12 protein-coding genes and 1 tRNA gene are annotated in these 17,659 nt (G+C 69.4%); 6 read left to right on the top strand and 7 right to left on the bottom strand.

Features of this window, described 5'->3' with window-relative positions:
- Positions 1-13: 13 nt before the first annotated feature.
- Positions 14-589, bottom strand: coding sequence for an aminoacyl-tRNA hydrolase (pth, locus tag BJ970_RS05595; protein ID WP_184724608.1), 576 nt, complete (start codon positions 587-589; stop codon positions 14-16).
- A gap of 109 nt (positions 590-698) precedes the next feature.
- Positions 699-1,301, bottom strand: coding sequence for a 50S ribosomal protein L25/general stress protein Ctc (locus BJ970_RS05590; RefSeq protein ID WP_184724605.1), 603 nt, complete (start codon positions 1,299-1,301; stop codon positions 699-701).
- Positions 1,302-1,874: 573 nt separating this feature from the next.
- Between BJ970_RS05590 and BJ970_RS05585 the strand changes: the two genes are divergently transcribed.
- Positions 1,875-2,489: a malonic semialdehyde reductase gene (locus BJ970_RS05585; RefSeq protein WP_184724602.1), complete on the top strand. Its 615-nt coding sequence runs from the start codon at positions 1,875-1,877 to the stop codon at positions 2,487-2,489.
- 86 nt (positions 2,490-2,575) lie between these two features.
- Here the strand turns inward: BJ970_RS05585 and BJ970_RS05580 are convergent, their stop codons facing one another.
- The 4 genes from BJ970_RS05580 to BJ970_RS05565 all read right to left on the bottom strand — a co-directional run bounded on the left by BJ970_RS05580 (position 2,576) and on the right by BJ970_RS05565 (position 7,356).
- Complete coding sequence (locus BJ970_RS05580; protein ID WP_184728901.1) at positions 2,576-3,556, bottom strand: ribose-phosphate diphosphokinase; 981 nt, start codon at positions 3,554-3,556, stop codon at positions 2,576-2,578.
- 29 nt (positions 3,557-3,585) lie between these two features.
- Complete coding sequence (gene glmU / locus BJ970_RS05575) at positions 3,586-5,103, bottom strand: bifunctional UDP-N-acetylglucosamine diphosphorylase/glucosamine-1-phosphate N-acetyltransferase GlmU (protein ID WP_184724599.1); 1,518 nt, start codon at positions 5,101-5,103, stop codon at positions 3,586-3,588.
- A gap of 356 nt (positions 5,104-5,459) precedes the next feature.
- Positions 5,460-7,217, bottom strand: a complete 1,758-nt coding sequence (locus BJ970_RS05570; RefSeq protein WP_221467047.1) for a GGDEF domain-containing protein — start codon at positions 7,215-7,217, stop codon at positions 5,460-5,462.
- A gap of 68 nt (positions 7,218-7,285) precedes the next feature.
- Positions 7,286-7,356: transfer RNA gene (locus tag BJ970_RS05565), tRNA-Gln, on the bottom strand.
- Between the two features lie 419 nt (positions 7,357-7,775).
- Between BJ970_RS05565 and BJ970_RS05560 the strand changes: the two genes are divergently transcribed.
- Positions 7,776-8,744 carry an acyl-CoA desaturase gene (locus BJ970_RS05560; protein WP_184724596.1) on the top strand — a complete coding sequence of 323 codons (969 nt, stop codon included), beginning with the start codon at positions 7,776-7,778 and terminating at the stop codon, positions 8,742-8,744.
- 173 nt (positions 8,745-8,917) lie between these two features.
- A complete protein-coding gene (locus BJ970_RS05555) occupies positions 8,918-9,511 on the top strand; it encodes a TetR/AcrR family transcriptional regulator (RefSeq protein WP_184724593.1) in 594 nt (197 codons plus the stop codon).
- An 82-nt stretch (positions 9,512-9,593) separates the two neighbouring features.
- Here the strand turns inward: BJ970_RS05555 and BJ970_RS05550 are convergent, their stop codons facing one another.
- Positions 9,594-10,784 carry a PQQ-dependent sugar dehydrogenase gene (locus BJ970_RS05550; RefSeq protein WP_184724590.1) on the bottom strand — a complete coding sequence of 397 codons (1,191 nt, stop codon included), beginning with the start codon at positions 10,782-10,784 and terminating at the stop codon, positions 9,594-9,596.
- Positions 10,785-10,939: 155 nt separating this feature from the next.
- On the opposite strand from BJ970_RS05550, the gene mfd reads away from it, so the two are divergent.
- The 3 genes from mfd (at position 10,940) to BJ970_RS05535 (ending at position 17,638) form a co-directional block, all read left to right on the top strand.
- On the top strand, positions 10,940-14,536 hold the full coding sequence (gene mfd / locus BJ970_RS05545) for a transcription-repair coupling factor (protein WP_184724587.1): 3,597 nt from the start codon (positions 10,940-10,942) through the stop codon (positions 14,534-14,536).
- Between the two features lie 237 nt (positions 14,537-14,773).
- A complete protein-coding gene (locus BJ970_RS05540) occupies positions 14,774-16,474 on the top strand; it encodes a BCCT family transporter (protein WP_246470727.1) in 1,701 nt (566 codons plus the stop codon).
- A gap of 228 nt (positions 16,475-16,702) precedes the next feature.
- Positions 16,703-17,638: a SurA N-terminal domain-containing protein gene (locus BJ970_RS05535; protein ID WP_312864129.1), complete on the top strand. Its 936-nt coding sequence runs from the start codon at positions 16,703-16,705 to the stop codon at positions 17,636-17,638.
- Positions 17,639-17,659: the final 21 nt, after the last annotated feature.

The raw sequence follows: 17,659 nt of genomic DNA, 5'->3' as shown, positions 1-17,659 counted from the left end.
GGCTGGCCCGAGATCAGTGGAAGCGGTTCTGGGCGGCTTCGAGGCCGTCGGTGACCAGGGTTTCCACCGCGTCCGCGCATACGTCGATGAAGTAGGCGAGTTCCTTGCGCTCGGTCCCGGAGAAGTCCTTCAGGACGTAGTCGGCGGGATCCATCCGGCCGGGCGGACGGCCGACGCCGAAGCGGACCCGCAGGTAGTCGCGCGTGCCGACGGACTTGCTGATGGAACGCAGCCCGTTGTGGCCGTTTTCGCCGCCGCCGCGCTTGAGCCGGATGGTGCCGAACGGAAGGTCCAGCTCGTCGTGGATCACGATCAGGGATTCCGGCGGCGTCTTGTAGAAATGCACCGCGCCGGCCACCGGGCCACCGGAGAGGTTCATGAAGGAACGCGGCTTCACCAGCACGGCGCGCGCGCCGGCCAGCCGCCCTTCGACGACCTCGGCACCGGCCTTGTGTGCCTTGAACTTCCCGCCGACCCGGTCGGCGAGCTCGTCGGCGACCAGGAAACCGATGTTGTGCCGGTTTCCGGCATAGCGCGGGCCGGGATTGCCGAGTCCGACGATCAACGCGACCGAGTCCGGAGTGCTCACGGGAAGAAGTCTCCTGCTCTGGATGGCACGCGGCGCGCTGCCCCGCTCGGCCGATCAATGCGTGTTCGATCGGAGCGGGACAGCGCGCGGTGCGCCCGACGTCGAGGACTCAGGCCTCCTCGGCGGCTTCGCCCTCGCCTTCCTCAGCGGCCGCTTCGGCGATCTCGGCGGCGGCCTCGGTGACGTTGACGACCAACGCCTCGGGGTCAGACTGCAGGGTCACACCCGAGGGGAGCCGGATGTCGGAGGCGTGGATCTGGGTACCGATCTCGGCGCCGGCGATGGACAGCTCCAGCTGCTCGGGGATGTGCAGCGCCTCGGCCTCGATGTCGACCACGGTGATCTCCTGGCTGACCAGGGCGCCGGGGCCGGCCTCGCCGCTGAGCACGACCGGCACCGCGACGGTGACCTTCTCGCCGCGCTTGACCAGCAGCAGGTCGACGTGCTCGATGTAGTTCTTGATCGGGTGCGTGGTGATGGTCTTGGTGAGCGCGAGTTCGCTGTCGCCACCGGACACATCAAGCGTCAGCACCGCGTTGTGCCCGTTCTCGCGGATGGCGCGGGCGAATTCCACGGAGGGCAGCGACAGGTGCTTGGGGTCGGAGCCATGACCGTAGAGCACCGCGGGGATCTTGCCGGCGCGGCGGGTGCGGCGGGCCGCTCCCTTGCCGAACTCGGTGCGCTGCTCGACGGCGATACGTACCTCGGACACGGTGGTGCACTCCTCATGACGTCAGGCGGAACGTGAGTTGGTCGCTGGCCTGCGGCGGTGGGGCGCGCTACTGGCGTGAATACGACGCGGTGCCGAGCGGGCACCCGGGGTGTGAGCGACATCAGTGCGCCAACCGAATGGTCGGCGGCCACCGTGCCACCGCGCCGATCACGCCGGGCGAACGTCCCGACCTCGCCGAGGCAACCTGAACAGTCTAAACGGTGCTTGCATAGTGGTTATCGCACGGGTGGACCCGGCTTGCTTTCCCATCGCCCGGCTCGGCGGTTGCAGCCAGGAATTCGGCGCACTTCAGGAGCGCCGGTAACCGCTGGTCATCGAGGGTGACCGGGAGCGGGGTGTGTCTGGTCCTGTTCGGTGCTGTGCCCTCGTTCGTCGGCAGTGCGGTCGACGAGTTGATCGGACTCCTCGAGTGATGCCGGTTACAGCTGATCTGTTCTGGAAATGCTTGAAGGATCAAACATGTTGAGATTGCCGTGGCACGCCCTGCCCTGCGTGGCGCGCGGGCGATCCGCTGATTCAAGCCCCACCCCGACCGCTCCAGGAGTTGAGTTCATGACCGCGATCGAACAGACCGAGCAGCTGGCGCTCGGCACGGACGCCCAGAACCTGCTGTTCCGCGAGGCGCGCACCGCCAACAGCTTCAGTGCCGAGCCGGTCACCGACGAGCAGGTCCAGGCCATCTATGACCTGGTCAAGTGGGCCCCGACCTCGATGAACCAGCAGCCCTTGCGGATCGTGCTGGTGCGCTCCGCGGAAGGCAAGCAGCGGCTGCTGCCGCACCTGATGGAGGGCAACCGGGCCAAGACCGAGAAGGCGCCGCTGGTGGCGGTACTGGCTGCCGACACCGAGTTCCACGAGAACCTGCCGCGGGTGTTCCCGCACGCGCCGAACGCGAAGGACATGTTCGTCGCCGACGACGAGTTCCGCCTGAACAGCGCCAAGCTCAACGCGAGTCTGCAGGTCGCGTACTTCATCCTCGGTGTGCGCGCCGCCGGACTGGCCGCCGGCCCGATGACCGGATTCAACCCGGCCGGGATCGACGGGGAGTTCTTCCCGGACGGCAAGCAGCGGGCTTTGGTGGTCGTCAACATCGGCAAGCCGGGGGAGAACCCGTGGTTCGACCGCCTGCCGCGCCTCGACTACGACGAGGTCGTCACCACCGTTTGATCCGACGCCCGCCGATTTCCAGTTGAAATCGGCGATCCCTGACGCACGACGGCCCCGGTCCGAACATGCGGACCGGGGCCGTCGCGTCAGGCGCGGCCGTCGAAGAGGCTGGTGACCGAGCCGTCCTCGAAGACCTGGTGGATGGCCTCCGCGACCAGCGGGGCGATCGACAGGACCGTGAGGTTCGGGAAGCGCCGCTCCTCGGGAATCGGCAGCGTGTTGGTCAGCACGACCTCCTTGGCGCCGCAGGACGACAGCCGCTCCACGGCCGGGCCGGACAGCACGGCGTGGGTGGCGGCGATGATGACGCCCTTCGCGCCCGCCTCGATCAGCTGCTCGGTGGCCTTGGTGATGGTGCCGCCGGTGTCGATCATGTCGTCGACCAGCACGCACAGCCGGCCCTCGACATCGCCCACGACGCGGTTGGCGACCACCTGGTTGGGCTTGCTGGGGTCGCGGGTCTTGTGGATGAACGCCAGCGGCGTGCCGCCGAGGTCGTCGGCCCACTTCTCCGCCACCCGCACCCGGCCGGAATCGGGGGAGACCACGGTGATCTGCTCGCCCGCGTATTTGTCGCGGATGTAGCTGGCCAGTAGCTTCTGGGCCATCAGGTGATCCACCGGGCCGTCGAAGAAGCCCTGGATCTGGTCGGTGTGCAGGTCCACCGCCATGATTCGGTCCGCGCCGGCGGTCTTGAACAGGTCGGCCATCAGCCGCGCCGAGATCGGCTCGCGGCCCTTGTGCTTCTTGTCCTGGCGCGCATAACCGTAAAACGGCATGACCACGGTGATGCGCTTGGCGCTGGCGCGCTTGAGCGCGTCCACCATGATCAGCTGCTCCATGATGGCGTCGTTGAGCGGGTTGCAGTGCGACTGGATGACGAAGGCGTCGCAGCCGCGCACCGACTCGTCGTAGCGCACGAAGATCTCGCCGTTGGCGAACTTGTAGGCAGCCTGGGGCGTAACCGTTACGTCGAGCTGCTTGGCCACCTCCTCGGCAAGTTCCGGGTGACTGCTACCGGAGAAGAGCTTGAGGCTCTTCTTCGGGGTCGCAGACATGGCACTCACGGTCATCGTCCCTCCCCGTAAAACGTCCGTCATTGGGCGTCGCTCGTCGGATTGGTGGTTTGTTCTGCTTTCGCCAAAGCCTGCTGCGCGGCCTGGTCTGCGGCGGTGCCGGAGCGGCGCTCGGCCACCCAGCCCTCGACGTTGCGTTGCCTGCCCCGGGCGACCGCCATCGCCCCTGGCGGGACATCCTCGGTGATTACCGAACCGGCGGCGGTGTAGGCGCCGTCGCCGATCTTGACCGGGGCGACGAACATGTTGTCCGCGCCGGTCCGCGCGTGTGATCCGATCACGGTGTGGTGTTTGGCCACCCCGTCGTAGTTGACGAAGACCGTGGCGGCGCCGATGTTGGACTGCTCGCCGATGGTCGCGTCGCCCACGTAGCTCAGGTGCGGCACCTTGGTGCCCTCGCCGATCACGGCGTTCTTGGTTTCCACGAAGGTGCCGATCTTGCCGTTCGCGCCGAGCCGCGTGCCGGGGCGCAGGAAGGCGAACGGTCCGACTTGGGCGCCGGGGCCGACTTCGGCGTTCTCGCCGTGGGTGCGCGCCACCGACGCGCCGGGGTGGATCGCGCAGCCGGTGAGTGTGGTGTCCGGGCCGACGGTCGCGCCCTCGCCGACGGTGGTGCCGCCGCGCAGCTGCACGCCGGGTTCCAGCACCACGTCGCGGTCCAGCACCACGTCGCAGTCCAGCCACACCGAGTTCGGGTCGGTGATCGTGACCCCGGCGCGCATCCAGCTCAGCAGCAGCCTGCGGTTCAGTTCCGCGCCGAGGTGGGCCAGCTGCACCCGGTCGTTGACGCCCTCCACCAGCCACGGGTCGGCGCAGATCAGGGAGCCGACCGGGCGGCCGTCGCGGCGTGCGATCGACAGCACGTCGGTCAGGTAGAGCTCGCCCTGGGCGTTGTCGGTGGACAGCCGCTGCAATGCGTCGGTGAGCACTTCCGCGTCGAAGGCGTAGACCCCGGAATTGATCTCGGTGATCTCCGCTTGCTCGGGGGTGGCGTCCTTCTGCTCGACGATTCCGGTCACCCGGCCCTCGGCGTCGCGCAGCATCCGGCCGTAACCGGTCGGCTCGTCGACCACCGCGGTCAGCACGGTGACGGCGTTGCCCGCGCCGCGATGTTCGGCGAGCAGGCTGCGCAACGTGTCGCTGTCCAGCAGGGGCACGTCGCCGTAGCTGACCAGCACCGTGCCGGTGAGGTCGGCCGACAGCTCGGAAAGTCCGCAGGAGACCGCGTGACCGGTGCCGAGCTGCTCTTTCTGCACTGCGGTGCGCACCGGGCGACCGAGGACCTCGGCCAGCCCGGTCAGGTGCTCGGCGACGGCGTCGCGGCCGTGCCCCAGCACGACCAGCAGGGCGTCGGGGTCGACACCTGCCGCAGCGCGCACGGCGTGTTCGACCAGGGGCCTGCCCGCGAGTCGGTGCAGCATCTTCGGTGTGGCCGATCGCATCCTGGTGCCCTCGCCCGCGGCGAGCACGATCGTGCTGACGGTTTCCGAAGACGCGTCGCTGCGGGAGGAGGGCTGGGCGTTGTCGCCCTGGAGCATCAGCGCTCTCCCTTGATCTCTAGAAGCGGCTCGACGGGGTCGATCGGCCGTCGGGCCGACGGTGCCTGTTGCGTCCAAGCGGGTGAAGAGTAACCGGCCCGGTGCCCCCACGGCTCCGGTGCCCCTGCGCCCTTGTCCGGCGGGTGTGATGGTACCGCCGACTGGCCGAATTCTGTGTGCTGATGCCGCCCTCTAGCTGCGGCTTTGTGATCTTCGATGCATTTTGATGGGTGCCGCTGGCGTGGCCCTGGTGGCTGACCATGCGGCTGCGCCCCCAGGTGTTCTGGCGGGCGTGGAGGGCGTCTTTCACTGACTGTGCCCGGCCGAGGGCACCCTGCACTCAGCACCCGAAGGGGTTAGAGCGCGTCCGGCGGAATCCACACCGAATGATCCGCCACCGGGCGGCTCGGCGGGGAGGCGGTCACGCCCGAGAACGCCGCGACGCGGTTGCCGCCGTCGCGCTTGGCCTGGTACATCGCGGCATCCGCGCGCGCCAGCACCTGCGCCGCCGACTCCTGCGGGCGCATCGCCACTACGCCGATCGACAGCGTCACCCCGCGCGAGAGCTCGCTGGGCAACCGGTCGACCGCCTCGACGGTGCGGTGCAGCGCGGCTTCGGCGGCGCCGAGCGTCGCACCCGGCAGCAGCACGACGAATTCGTCACCGCCGTAGCGGGCCACGAAGTCGTCAGTGCGCAGGGTGTCGCGCAAAGTCACCGCGACGGTGCGCAGCACATCGTCGCCTTCCGCGTGCGAGCAGCGGTCGTTGACGCCTTTGAAGCCGTCGAGGTCGACCAGCGCCACCGCCAGCGGCTGTGCATCGGGCTCGTTGAGCAGCACATCCAGCCGGTCGTCCAGCGCGCGACGGTTGGACAGGCCGGTCAGCGGATCCTGCAACGCCTGCCGGGTGATCGCGTCGTGCTTGTGGCTCAGCCGCGAGTTCTCCAGCCGGGTGACCAAAGTGGACAGCCGGGCCTGGCGCATCGTCCACAGCTCGGTCTCCAGCTCCAGCGCGTAGTCCCGCAGCGCGTCGTGGATGCCGACGTTGTCCAGTTCGGTCAGTTGCGCGTACTCGCGGGCCAGCGAGATCCGCAGCGTCGGCTCCGAGGCGTCGTTCTCCAATTCCGCGCGGGTCTCCGACAGCACCCGCACCGCCTGCTCGCCACGGCCCGCGTGGATCAGGCATCGGGACAGCGCGATCGCGACGACGATCTTCTCCCGCGGGTGGATCGACTGGTCGAGGGCGCGCAGCACTTCGAGCCGTTCGATGTGTTCCACGTGCGGTTGGGCCAACGCGTGCGCGGCGCCGAGCACCGGCATCTGCTCGGCGGCGGGCCGGTCGGAAACCCGGGGGAACAGCGATTCGCGCCACGGGCCCTCCACCGCGACGGCGATCGCCGAGGCGGTGGCGAACCGCGCGGTCGCCTCCTCGTCCTGCCCGATGCGCTCCAGCCGCAGCCCCCAGCCGAGCAGCATCCGGCACCGGTTGATCATGTGCACCGCGATCTCGTGCGGCCCGCCGCTCTCCCGAATCCGCTGGTGGGCGCGGGCCATCACCTCGTCGGCCAGTTCGTACACGCCGAGCTGGGTCAGCACCAGGCCGATGTCGATCAGCGAGGTGGCCAGCAGCCGTTCCCAGGATCGGCGGCCCAGCGTGCGGTCGGGGACCAGTTCCTCGTCGAGCATCGCCAGGCCGTGGGCGACCTCGGTGAGCGCGCTGTCCTCGCTGCCGCCGAGCAGCGCGCGCCGACCGCGCAGCGCGTGCGCATCGGCCTGCAGCACATCCAACCCGTGCCGCCGGGTGTGCGTGAGAAGTTCGTCGAGCAGTGGATCGGAGCCGTCGACCAGGCCGGGCGTCGCCAGTCGCATCGAGGCGCAGTGCCGCAGGAGTTGGGCGACGATGCGCGGCTCACCGCGGCGCTGGGCCTCGGCGAGCAGGTTGTCCGCCTCGCGGATGGTGCTGCGCTGGCCTGCCGCGTCGCTGTGCTGGCCAACGGCATTGAGTTCGCGAGCGCGTCCGACCAGCCACGCGTCGGACACCTCGCTCAGCGTGGTCACCGGATCCTCGCGCACGGTGGTCGTGTCGTCGCGCAGCGGCGCACACCCCCTGTTCAACTTTCCCCCCGGTCGACCCGCGCGGCGAACGTCGCCGCGCGCCGCGCCGGGTCCGGGAGGACCGCTCGCTCCGCCGCCAGGATTCGAACCTGGACCATCGGAACCAAAATCCGAGGTGCTGCCTTTACACCACGGCGGATCGGGCGTTGTCGGCCCGCGGCACCGGCGTGTGACCTCCGGCACCGCTGCCCGAGCTTACCGGCCCGGGATGACAGGCGGTGGTACCCGGCCGACATCTTGACATGCCATGGTCGTCGGGTCGGCGCCGGGCTTGCGGGTTCGCGGGATTCATCTCGGGCTGGCACGTGTATGGGACGCGCCGAAGGGTCGTCCGGTTGCGTAGATGATCACGGCTGATCGGGTGAACACAAGCGATTTGGACACGCCCGGACGTGCGCGACACGCCGCAACTTTGCCGCTGGGGGGTGACGATTCAGTATCGAATAACTTACGCTTGCGTAGGTTACGGTCCCGTAGGGTGGAGGTGTTGCGGGGCCGTGATTCCCGCCTCAGACCGCAGTTCTCCCACCTCCCCAACGCCATTTGAGGTATTCGAGTATGACCGCAGCAACCGAGCGCGTAGCCCCAACAGAGGCCAGCGCGGAGTCCGGGCCGAAACCGCTGACCGCGGGCAGCCGACCCTGGGTGGCACAGCTGTCGGTGTACGTCTTCGTCCTGGTGCCGTTCCTCGCACTCGTGGCTGCGGTCCCGGCGGCCTGGGGCTGGGGCCTCGGCTGGGTCGACATCGGCTTGGCGGTGTTCTTCTACTTCGCGACGGGGCTCGGTGTCACGGTCGGCTACCACCGGTACTTCACGCACGGATCTTTCAAGACCAACCGCGCCGTCAAGATCGCGCTGGCGATCGTCGGCATGATGGCCGTGCAGGGCCCGGCGATCACGTGGGTCGCCGACCACCGCCGGCACCACGCCTTCTCCGACCGCGAGGGCGACCCGCACTCGCCGTGGCGCTTCGGCAGCTCGCCCGCCGCGCTGGCCAAGGGCTTCTGGTACGCGCACATGGGCTGGCTGTTCGAGCGCGACCTGACCAACGAGGACCGCTTCGCGCCGGACCTGCTCAAGGACGAAGAGCTGGTGAAGGTGAACCGGCTGTTCCCGCTGTGGACGGCCCTCAGCCTCGTGCTGCCCGCCGTGCTGGGCGGGCTGTTCACCTGGTCGCTGTGGGGCGCGTTCACCGCGTTCTTCTGGGCCGGGCTGGTCCGGGTGTCCTTCCTGCACCACGTGACCTGGTCGGTGAACTCGATCTGCCACATGATCGGCGAGCGGCCGTTCAAGAGCCGGGACAAGGCGGCGAACTTCTGGCCGCTGGCGATCCTGTCCTTCGGCGAGTCCTGGCACAACCTGCACCACGCCGACCCGACCTGCGCCCGGCACGGCGTGCTGCGCGGCCAGATCGACATCTCGGCGCGGGTGATCTGGTTCTTCGAGAAGTTGGGCTGGGCCTGGAACGTGCGCTGGTCCAACGAGAAGCGCCTGGCCCGGATCGCGGTCACGGATTACAAGGGCTGACCACCCGGGTTGGAAGTGCCCGTGCGGCGGCCGTCGCGCGGGCACTTCTCGTCAGGCCAGCACGCTACGTATCGGTCCCGCAGCTTAGGGTTGAGCAAGTGGTATCACGGCGACGCGGGCGGACTACGCCCGAACCGGAGGCGCGACCCAAGGGGCGCGCCGCACGGGTCAGGATGACCGGCAAGGAGCGCCGCCAGCAGCTGCTGGACGTGGCCCGCGCCTTGTTCGCGGAGAAGGGCTTCGACGGCACGTCGATCGAGGAGATCGCGCATCGCGCCGGGGTGTCCAAGCCGGTCGTCTACGAGCATTTCGGCGGTAAGGAAGGCGTCTACGCGGTGGTGGTCGACCGCGAGATGCACAACCTGCTGGATTTGGTCGTGTCCGCGCTGTCGGCGGGACACCCGCGGGATCTGCTGGAGCAGGCGGCGCGGGCGCTGCTGGACTACATCGACAACAACACCGACGGCTTCCGGGTGCTGGTGCGGGATTCGCCGGTGGCCAGCAACAGCGGCACGTTCTCCAGCTTGCTCAACGACATCGCGAGCCAGGTCGAGCACATCCTCGGTCTGCAATTCAGCGCGCGGGGCTACGACTCGAAGCTCGCCCCGCTCTACAGCCAGGCCCTGGTCGGCATGGTGGCGCTGACCGGCCAGTGGTGGTTGGAGGCGCGCAAGCCGAAGAAGGAGGAGGTCGCCGCGCACCTGGTCAACCTCGCGTGGAACGGCCTGTCCCATCTTGAGCACAAACCCCGGCTGTCCACCAAGTGACGGCGGCGCGAACCGATTTCCCAGCGATTTCAACGGAAATCGGCATGTGGGTTTCCCTTGAAATCGCCCCACCACCTCGGGGTCAGGCTGCGGTGATGCGGAGGACCTTGTCGTCGGGGCCGTTGGACGTGGTCAGGTAGAGGGCGCCGTCGGGGCCCTGGCGGGCGCCGCGGAGACGGCCGTAGGTGTCGTTGAGCTCCGCCGGGATCTCGACCTCGCGGACCGCGCCTTCCGGGGAGATCCGGAACGACAGCAGCTTGCTGCCGCGCAGCGTCGCCACGGCCAACATCCCGTCGAACCTCTTCCACTGCGGTCCGGTCAGGAACGCCGCACCGCTCGGCGCCTCGCGCGCGTTCCCGGAGGACCACGCGGCCTTGACGGCGTCCGGGAAGCGCTGCAAATCGGTCATCGGCACGGACTCGTCGTAGGAGCTTTCGGTGCCGCCCTGGGACGGGTCCCAGCCGTAATTCGCGCCCGGGCGCAGCAGATTGATCTCGTCGTCGTAGGCAGGTCCGTGCTCGGAGACGAACACCTGCCCACCCGGTCGGGGCGCGACGCCCTGCACGTTGCGGTGCCCGAAGGTGTAGATCAGCCGCTCCCGGGGGTCCGGCGAACCGATGAACGGGTTGTCGGGCAGCGGCGCGCCCGTGTCGATGTTCATCCGCAGCACCTTGCCGCCCAGCGACGAGCGGTCCTGCGCCACGGCAGGGCTTGCGGTGTCGCCGGTGCCCAGGAGCAGCGCGCCGTCTTCGCCTAGCGCCGGACGGCATCCCGAATGCCGTCCGCTGGGGTTCAGCGGGAGCCCGGTCAGCAGCGGCGGACCGACCCGATCGGCGCGGGTACCGTCCTCGGACAGCCGCCAGGTGATCAGCCGGATATCCACCGCGTTGCCGTTGACCTGGTGCGTCTGGCAGGTGATGAACCGCCGGTTGGCGGCGAAGTCCGGGTGGATCAGCATGCCCATCAGGCCGCCTTCTCCCTCGACCAGCACATCGCCGAAGTCGGCCCGCACCGGGCGCACCAGCGCGCCGGGGCGGTGATCGGCGAGCAGCGCGAGCCGACCGGGCCGCTGTGTGACCAAGGCAGTGCCGTCCGGGAGGAAGCCGATGTCCCACGGGTGCTCCAACCCGCTGGCGACCACTTCTACGCGCAGTTCTGAAGCGGGCGACGGGGGCGCGGTGGGGGCCGGTGCCGGTCGGTTGGCGCTGCCCGCGTTGTCGCAGGATGCGAGGGCGACAACCAGGGCCACGGCGGCGAGCCGGCGGATGAGCATGCGCCCAGTGTGACACCGGTCATGCGGTGCGTTCGGGTCGTCGCATTCGTGTCGCGCCCGGGTCGTAGGCTGGAACGCGACGCCCACCCGGTCATGGCGTTCGTCCCGGGCAGGGGTGTGTCCGCATTCGCGATGTCTTGCTGCGAGGTAGCTCCATGAGCCAGGCCGGTCCCCTGCGCGGACTGCTCGAAATCGTGCTGCGCGATCCCGCCATCCGGCAGGTCGTGGCGGCGGCCGGGCGGCCCCGCCTGGTGCTGGAAGGTCCCGCCGCGGCGCGATCGCTGGCCGCCGGGTCGCTGGCCGCCGCCAATGGCGCCGCGCGTCCGGTGCTGTTGGTCACGGCCACCGGACGGGAGGCGGAGGAGGCCGCCGCGGCGGTGTCGGACCTGCTCGGCCCGGACGGCGTCGAGGTGTTCCCCTCCTGGGAAACCCTGCCGCACGAACGGCTTTCGCCTCGCGCCGACACCGTCGGTCGGCGGCTGTCGGTACTGCGCCGCCTCGCCCACCCCGAGGAGCACCCGCACGGTGCCGTCCAGGTGCTGGTGACCACGGTGCGCAGCCTGATCCAGCCGATCGCGCCCGGCTTGGGCGAGCTGAGCCCGGTGCGGCTCGCGGTCGGCACCGAGCACGACTTCCAGGAACTGGTCGAACGGCTCGTGGCGCTGGCCTACGACCGGGTCGACATGGTCGAGAAACGCGGCGAGTTCGCGGTGCGCGGCGGCATCGTCGACGTGTTCCCGCCGACCGAGGAACACCCGCTGCGGGTCGAGTTCTGGGGCGACGAGGTCACCGAGATCCGCCCGTTCGCCGTCGCCGACCAGCGCTCGCTGCCGGACACCCCGAGCACCGAGCTGTTCGCCCCCGCCTGCCGCGAACTGCTGATCACCGAGCAGGTCGCCGAGCGCGCCGCAAAGCTGGCCGAGCAGCACCAGACCGACACGCACCTCGCCGAGATGCTTGAGAAGATCGCCGACGGCGCGCCCGTGGAGGGCATGGAGGCGCTGATCCCGGCGCTGTGCGAGGGCGAGATGCAGCTACTGACCGACCTGGTTCCGGCGGGCACGCACGTGCTGCTCGCGGATCCGGAGAAGATCCACGCCCGCGCCGCCGACCTGGTGCGCACCGGCCAGGAATTCCTGGAGGCGTCCTGGATGGTCGCCGCCGACGGCGGCAAAGCGCCGATCGACCTGGGCGCGTCGGCGTACCGCAGTCTGGCCGCGGTCGCCGAGCACACCCGCTCGACCGGGCTGCCGTGGTGGCCGCTGACCCAGTTGACCAGCGAGGAAGACGAGGACGACGACGAGGTCATCCGGCTCGTCCTCAAGCAGGTGGATGCCTACCGCGGCGAGATCGAGCGCGCCTTCGCCGACCTGCGGGCGCATGTCGCCGCCGACGGAGCGGCCGTGCTGGTGGTGGCCGGTGCGGGCACCGCGCAGCGCGCGGTGCAACAGTTGCGCGAAGCGGAACTGCCCGCGCGGTTGGCCGAGGACGGCCTGACTGCAGAGCCGGGTTCCGGCGTGGTCACGGTGGTTCGCGGTGGCCTCGAAGACGGCTTCGCCGCCCCCGCAGTCGCGCTGGTGGTGCTCACCGAGGCGGACCTCACCGGCGGCCGGGGCGGAACGTCCACCAAGGACATGCGCCGGATGCCGTCGCGGCGGCGCAACGCAGTCGATCCGCTGGCGCTCAAGACCGGCGACTTCGTGGTGCACGAGCAGCACGGGATCGGCAAGTACGTCGAGATGGTGCAGCGCACCGTCGGCGGCGCCACCCGCGAGTACCTGGTGCTGGAGTACGCGGCGAGCAAGCGCGGCCAGCCCGGCGACCGGCTGTTCGTGCCGACCGACCAGCTCGACGAGGTCACCCGTTACGTCGGCGGCGAGGTGCCGACGCTGAACAGGCTCGGCGGCTCGGACTGGAAGAACACCAAGGCCAAGGCGCGCAAGGCGGTCAAGGAGATCGCCGCCGAGCTGGTGCAGCTGTATGCGGCGCGGCAGTCCTCGCCCGGGCACTCCTACGGCGCTGACACCCCGTGGCAGCGGGAACTGGAGGACGCCTTCCCCTACACCGAGACGGGTGATCAGCTGGCCGCCATCGACGAGGTCAAGGCGGACATGCAACGCCCGGTGCCGATGGACCGGGTGATCTGCGGCGACGTCGGTTACGGCAAGACCGAGATCGCGGTGCGCGCGGCGTTCAAGGCGGTGCAGGACGGCAAGCAGGTCGCCGTGCTGGTGCCGACCACGCTGCTCGCCCAGCAGCACCTGAACACCTTCACCGACCGGATGCGGTCGTTCCCGGTGACGGTCAAGGGACTGTCGCGGTTCACCCACGCGATGGAGTCCGAGGAGACCATCAAGGGCCTGGCCGGCGGCGCGGTCGACATCGTGATCGGCACGCACCGGCTGCTGCAGACCGGGATCCGCTACAAGGATCTGGGTCTGGTGATCGTCGACGAGGAGCAGCGCTTCGGCGTCGAGCACAAGGAGCACATCAAGGCCCTGCGGACGCATGTGGACGTGCTGACCATGTCGGCGACCCCGATTCCGCGGACGCTGGAGATGAGCATGGCGGGCATCCGGGAGATGTCGACCATCCTCACCCCGCCGGAGGAGCGGCACCCCGTGCTGACCTACGTCGGCGCGTACGACCAGAAGCAGGTCGGTGCCGCGATCCGGCGCGAGCTGCTGCGCGACGGCCAGGTTTTCTTCGTGCACAACCGCGTGCACGACATCGAGAAGGTCGCGCGCCAGCTGCGGGAACTGGTGCCGGAGGCGCGGATCGTCACCGCGCACGGGCAGATGAACGAGGACCGGCTGGAGAAGATCATCCAGGGTTTCTGGGAGCGCGAGCACGACGTGCTGGTGTGTACCACGATCGTGGAAACCGGCCTGGACATCTCCAACGCCAACACGCTGATCGTGGACCGCTCGGACCTGCTCGGCCTCGCCCAGCTGCACCAGTTGCGCGGCCGAGTCGGGCGGGCGCGCGAGCGCGGGTACGCCTACTTCCTGTACCCGCCGGAGAAGCCGCTGACCGACACCGCGCACGACCGGCTGGCGACGATCGCGCAGAACTCCGAGCTCGGCGCGGGCATGGCGGTCGCGATGAAGGACCTGGAAATCCGCGGTGCGGGCAACATCCTCGGCGCCGAGCAGTCCGGGCACATCGCGGGCGTCGGCTTCGACCTCTACGTGCGGTTGGTCGGTGAGGCGGTCGATGCCTTCCGGCGGCACGCGGGCGCGGAACCCGGGGAAGCCGAGGAGGAGCTCACCGAGGTCCGGGTCGACCTGCCCATCGACGCCCACATCCCGCACGACTACGTGCCGGGAGAGCGGCTGAGGCTGGAGGCGTACCGCAAGCTCGCGTCGGCCGTCGACGCCGAGGCGCTGGACGCGGTCCGCGCCGAGCTGGTCGACCGGTACGGGCCGCTGCCGGAGCCGGTGGAACGGCTGCTGAAGGTGGCCCGGTTCCGTCAGCAATGCCGGGAACACGGGGTCCGCGAGGTGACGTTGCAAGGCGCATCGCTGCGGATGGCGCCACTGGAGCTGCCGGACTCCAAGCAGGTGCGGCTCAAACGCCTCTACCCGAAGGCGATTTACAAGCCGACGGTCCGCACGGTGTCGGTACCACGCCCGACGGAAGGTGCCGCAGGCGGCCGGATGGGCGCCCCGCCGCTGCGCGACGAGGCGCTGCTGGACTGGTGCGCGAGCTTCTTGGAGTCCCTCACCACCGCTCCGGCGCCGGTCGCCTGAGCCCGGGGCCTTGCGCCGATGGCGCAGAGCCCCGCCTGGTGAACGGCGCGGCCGGGGCGCTGGCACCCAGCGGCACTCATGGCACCTGATCAGCGCGAACCCCGCCACCACGAGCACGCCGTTACGACCGCCCCCAGGCCGGTCCCGCGGGCCTGCCGTGCTTTGGAGTTGCCGAGATCCCGACCGAGCGTGACGGTTGATCCGACTTCGCCGTGCGTGACGAGGAGGCGTCGGATTATGACCAGAGAGGCCGCACAACCGGACCGGGCGCGAAACGGCATACCACGGTCCCCGGATGCCTTCGCCGCCGAACAATCGCTGCGCACCGACTTCGTCGTCTTCGGGCTGACCGCGGTCATCACGGTGATCTTCGTCTGCTGGGGCGTGTTCTCCACCCACTCGCTGGCGCGGGTCTCGAGCGCCGCGCTGTCCTGGCTGGTGACCAACATCGGCTGGGGTTTCGTGCTCGCCGCCACCGGGTTCGTGGTGTTCGCGCTGTGGCTGGCGATCAGCCGCTACGGCACGATCCCGCTCGGGCAGGACGACGAGAAGCCGGAGTTCCGCACCGTGTCGTGGATCGCGATGATGTTCAGCGCCGGGATGGGCATCGGCCTGATGTTCTTCGGCGTCGCCGAGCCGCTGGCGCACTTCGTCAAACCGCCGCCAGGCACGGTGGAGCCGCTGAGCGAGGCGGCGGTGGACACCGCGATGGCGACGTCGTTGTTCCACTGGACGCTGCATCCGTGGTCGATCTACGCGGTGGTCGGCCTGTCCATCGCCTACTGCAGTTTCCGGCGCGGCCGCAAGCAACTGATCAGCGCGGTGTTCACGTCGCTGATCGGCAAGCGCAACGCCGAGGGACCGGTCGGCAAGCTCATCGACATCCTCGCGCTGTTCGCGACGCTGTTCGGCTCGGCCGCCTCGCTCGGGCTGGGGACCCTGCAGATCCAGAGCGGCATGCAATCGGCCGGGTGGATCGGCGGGATCAGCAACACGGTGCTGGTGCTGATCATCGTCGTGCTGACGATCTGTTTCATCTTCTCGGCGGTTTCGGGCGTGGCCAAGGGCATCCAGTGGCTGTCCAACATCAACATGGTGCTGGCCGCACTGCTGGCGATCTTCGTGTTCGTGGCCGGGCCGACGGTGTTCATCCTCGATCTGCTGCCCGCCTCGATCGGCAACTACCTGAGCGACTTCGGCGAGATGGCGTCCCGGTCCGGTGCCACCGGCGGCCGGGCGATGAACGAATGGCTGTCCAGCTGGACGGTTTTCTACTGGGCGTGGTGGATCTCGTGGACGCCGTTCGTCGGCATGTTCATCGCGCGCATCAGCCGCGGTCGCACCATCCGGCAGTTCGTCACCGGCGTGATCCTGGTGCCCAGCGCGGTGAGCCTGGTGTGGTTCGCGATCTTCGGCGGCAGCGCGATCCGGGTGCAGCAGAGCGTGGCGGATGTATTCCGCAGTGGCAGCGAGGAAGCGCAGACATTCGCGGTGTTGCAGACGTTGCCGCTGTCGACGATCACCACGGTGCTGGTGATGGTGCTGGTCGCGATCTTCTTCGTCTCCGGCGCGGACGCGGCGTCGGTGGTGATGGGCACGCTGTCACAGCGCGGTTCGATCGAGCCCAAGCGGTGGATAGTGGTTTTCTGGGGCGCGGCAACGGGTGCGGTGGCCGCGATCATGCTCATCGTCGGCGGCGAGGACGCGCTCAGCGGCATCCAGAACCTGACCTTCCTCGCTTCGGCCCCGTTCGCGGTGGTGATGGTGCTGCTGTGCGTCGCGCTGATGAAGGACCTCCGCGAGGACCCGCTGATGCAGCGCGGGGAAAAGGGCGCGCAGGTGCTGGAGCAGGCGGTTATCGCCGGAACCGAACGCCACGGCGACTTCCAGCTGGAAGTCGGCCCGGCCGAAGAGGATTCGAAGCCGGGCCGATTCTGATCCGTGCCGGGGCGCGCGGCATTCTGGCGCGAAATCCTGCGAGGTGCTGATCGAGGGCGAGAAGGTGGCCGGAGGGGCCGACGGACCGTTTTGCAGCCCCCTTTTTTCAGCCGGTTGTGCGGCCCGTTGTTCCGCTGAGCCGAACCGGCCTCGCCGCACCGGGCGAGTGTCGACTTCGGACTGTGTCGAGGCTTCACCCCAGCGTGGCTTCGTGAGAGGGTGCCCGCTGTGAGGTTCCGCATGCTGCGCCACGGGCGCCTTCTCGCATCCATCGCCGCGGCCGGACTGCTGCTCGCCGGCTGCGGTTCCGGCCCCAATCAGGTCGGCGCCGCCGCCATCGTGGGCGACACCCGCATCCCGGTCACCGAGGTCCAGACCTGGTTCGACGAGGCTCTGGCGAAGGAACCAGACCTCAAGCCGCAGCTGCGAGAGCAGGGCCAGCTCGACGACCTCGGGAGGCAGCTGGCCGCGCAGCTGGTGCGGCAGGAACTGGTCGAGCAGGCGGCCCGCGACGAGCGGCTGGCCGTCACCGATCAGCAGGTCACCGACCTGATCAACCGGATGGGCGGGCCGCAACAGGCGACCGCGGGCAAGATCTACACCCAGCAGAACCTCCGCGAGGTGATGCGGACCCAGTTGCTGGCAACGGAACTCGGCCGCAAGTACTTCGACCGGCTGGCGATCACCTTCGACTACACCCAGGCGACCACGCGTCGAGAGGCGCAGGAGAAGGCGCAGCGCATGTTGCAGGGGCCGGCGGAGGCGGCCGCGGTGGTCAACACCGACGCCAGGACTGGTCTCCCGGCAGCGCTCGGTCAGCACTTGCGCGCCACCGACAGTCCGCGACTCGCGGCCGCGACTCCGCTGTTCGGCGCGCAGCCCGGCACGGTCCTGGCCTTCGAGCCGGAGCCGAACTCCGGCCAGTGGCTGATCGCGCGGATCAACGACCGCCGCACCGACGCGCCCCCGGCTTCGCCCGCGGGCGGGGCGGACGAGCAGACGTTGCAGGGCGTCGGCATGTTTCTGCTGGGCATCACCGCGGACCGCGTCGGGGTGCGGCTCAGCCCGCGCTACGGAGTGTGGGACCAGGTGAGCCTGACGGCGGTCCCCAACGACAGCGAAACCACCGGCTTCCGCCTGACTGGCCGGCCCACGGCCTCCTGACCTGCCGACCCGGTAGCTCCG

It is taken from the genome of Saccharopolyspora phatthalungensis (assembly GCF_014203395.1).
GTDB classification, from domain to species: domain Bacteria; phylum Actinomycetota; class Actinomycetes; order Mycobacteriales; family Pseudonocardiaceae; genus Saccharopolyspora; species Saccharopolyspora phatthalungensis.
This window is presented reverse-complemented; position numbering and strand designations above follow the sequence as displayed.

Bases quoted from the DNA above. Each gene is read 5' to 3' on its own strand.
- BJ970_RS05585 (WP_184724602.1), top strand. From the start codon at position 1,875: ATGACCGCGATCGAACAGACCGAGCAGCTGGCGCTCGGCACGGACGCC.
- glmU (WP_184724599.1), bottom strand. From the start codon at position 5,103: ATGCTCCAGGGCGACAACGCCCAGCCCTCCTCCCGCAGCGACGCGTCT.
- BJ970_RS05560 (WP_184724596.1), top strand. From the start codon at position 7,776: ATGACCGCAGCAACCGAGCGCGTAGCCCCAACAGAGGCCAGCGCGGAG.
- BJ970_RS05555 (WP_184724593.1), top strand. From the start codon at position 8,918: ATGACCGGCAAGGAGCGCCGCCAGCAGCTGCTGGACGTGGCCCGCGCC.
- BJ970_RS05550 (WP_184724590.1), bottom strand. From the start codon at position 10,784: ATGCTCATCCGCCGGCTCGCCGCCGTGGCCCTGGTTGTCGCCCTCGCA.
- mfd (WP_184724587.1), top strand. From the start codon at position 10,940: ATGAGCCAGGCCGGTCCCCTGCGCGGACTGCTCGAAATCGTGCTGCGC.
- BJ970_RS05540 (WP_246470727.1), top strand. From the start codon at position 14,774: ATGACCAGAGAGGCCGCACAACCGGACCGGGCGCGAAACGGCATACCA.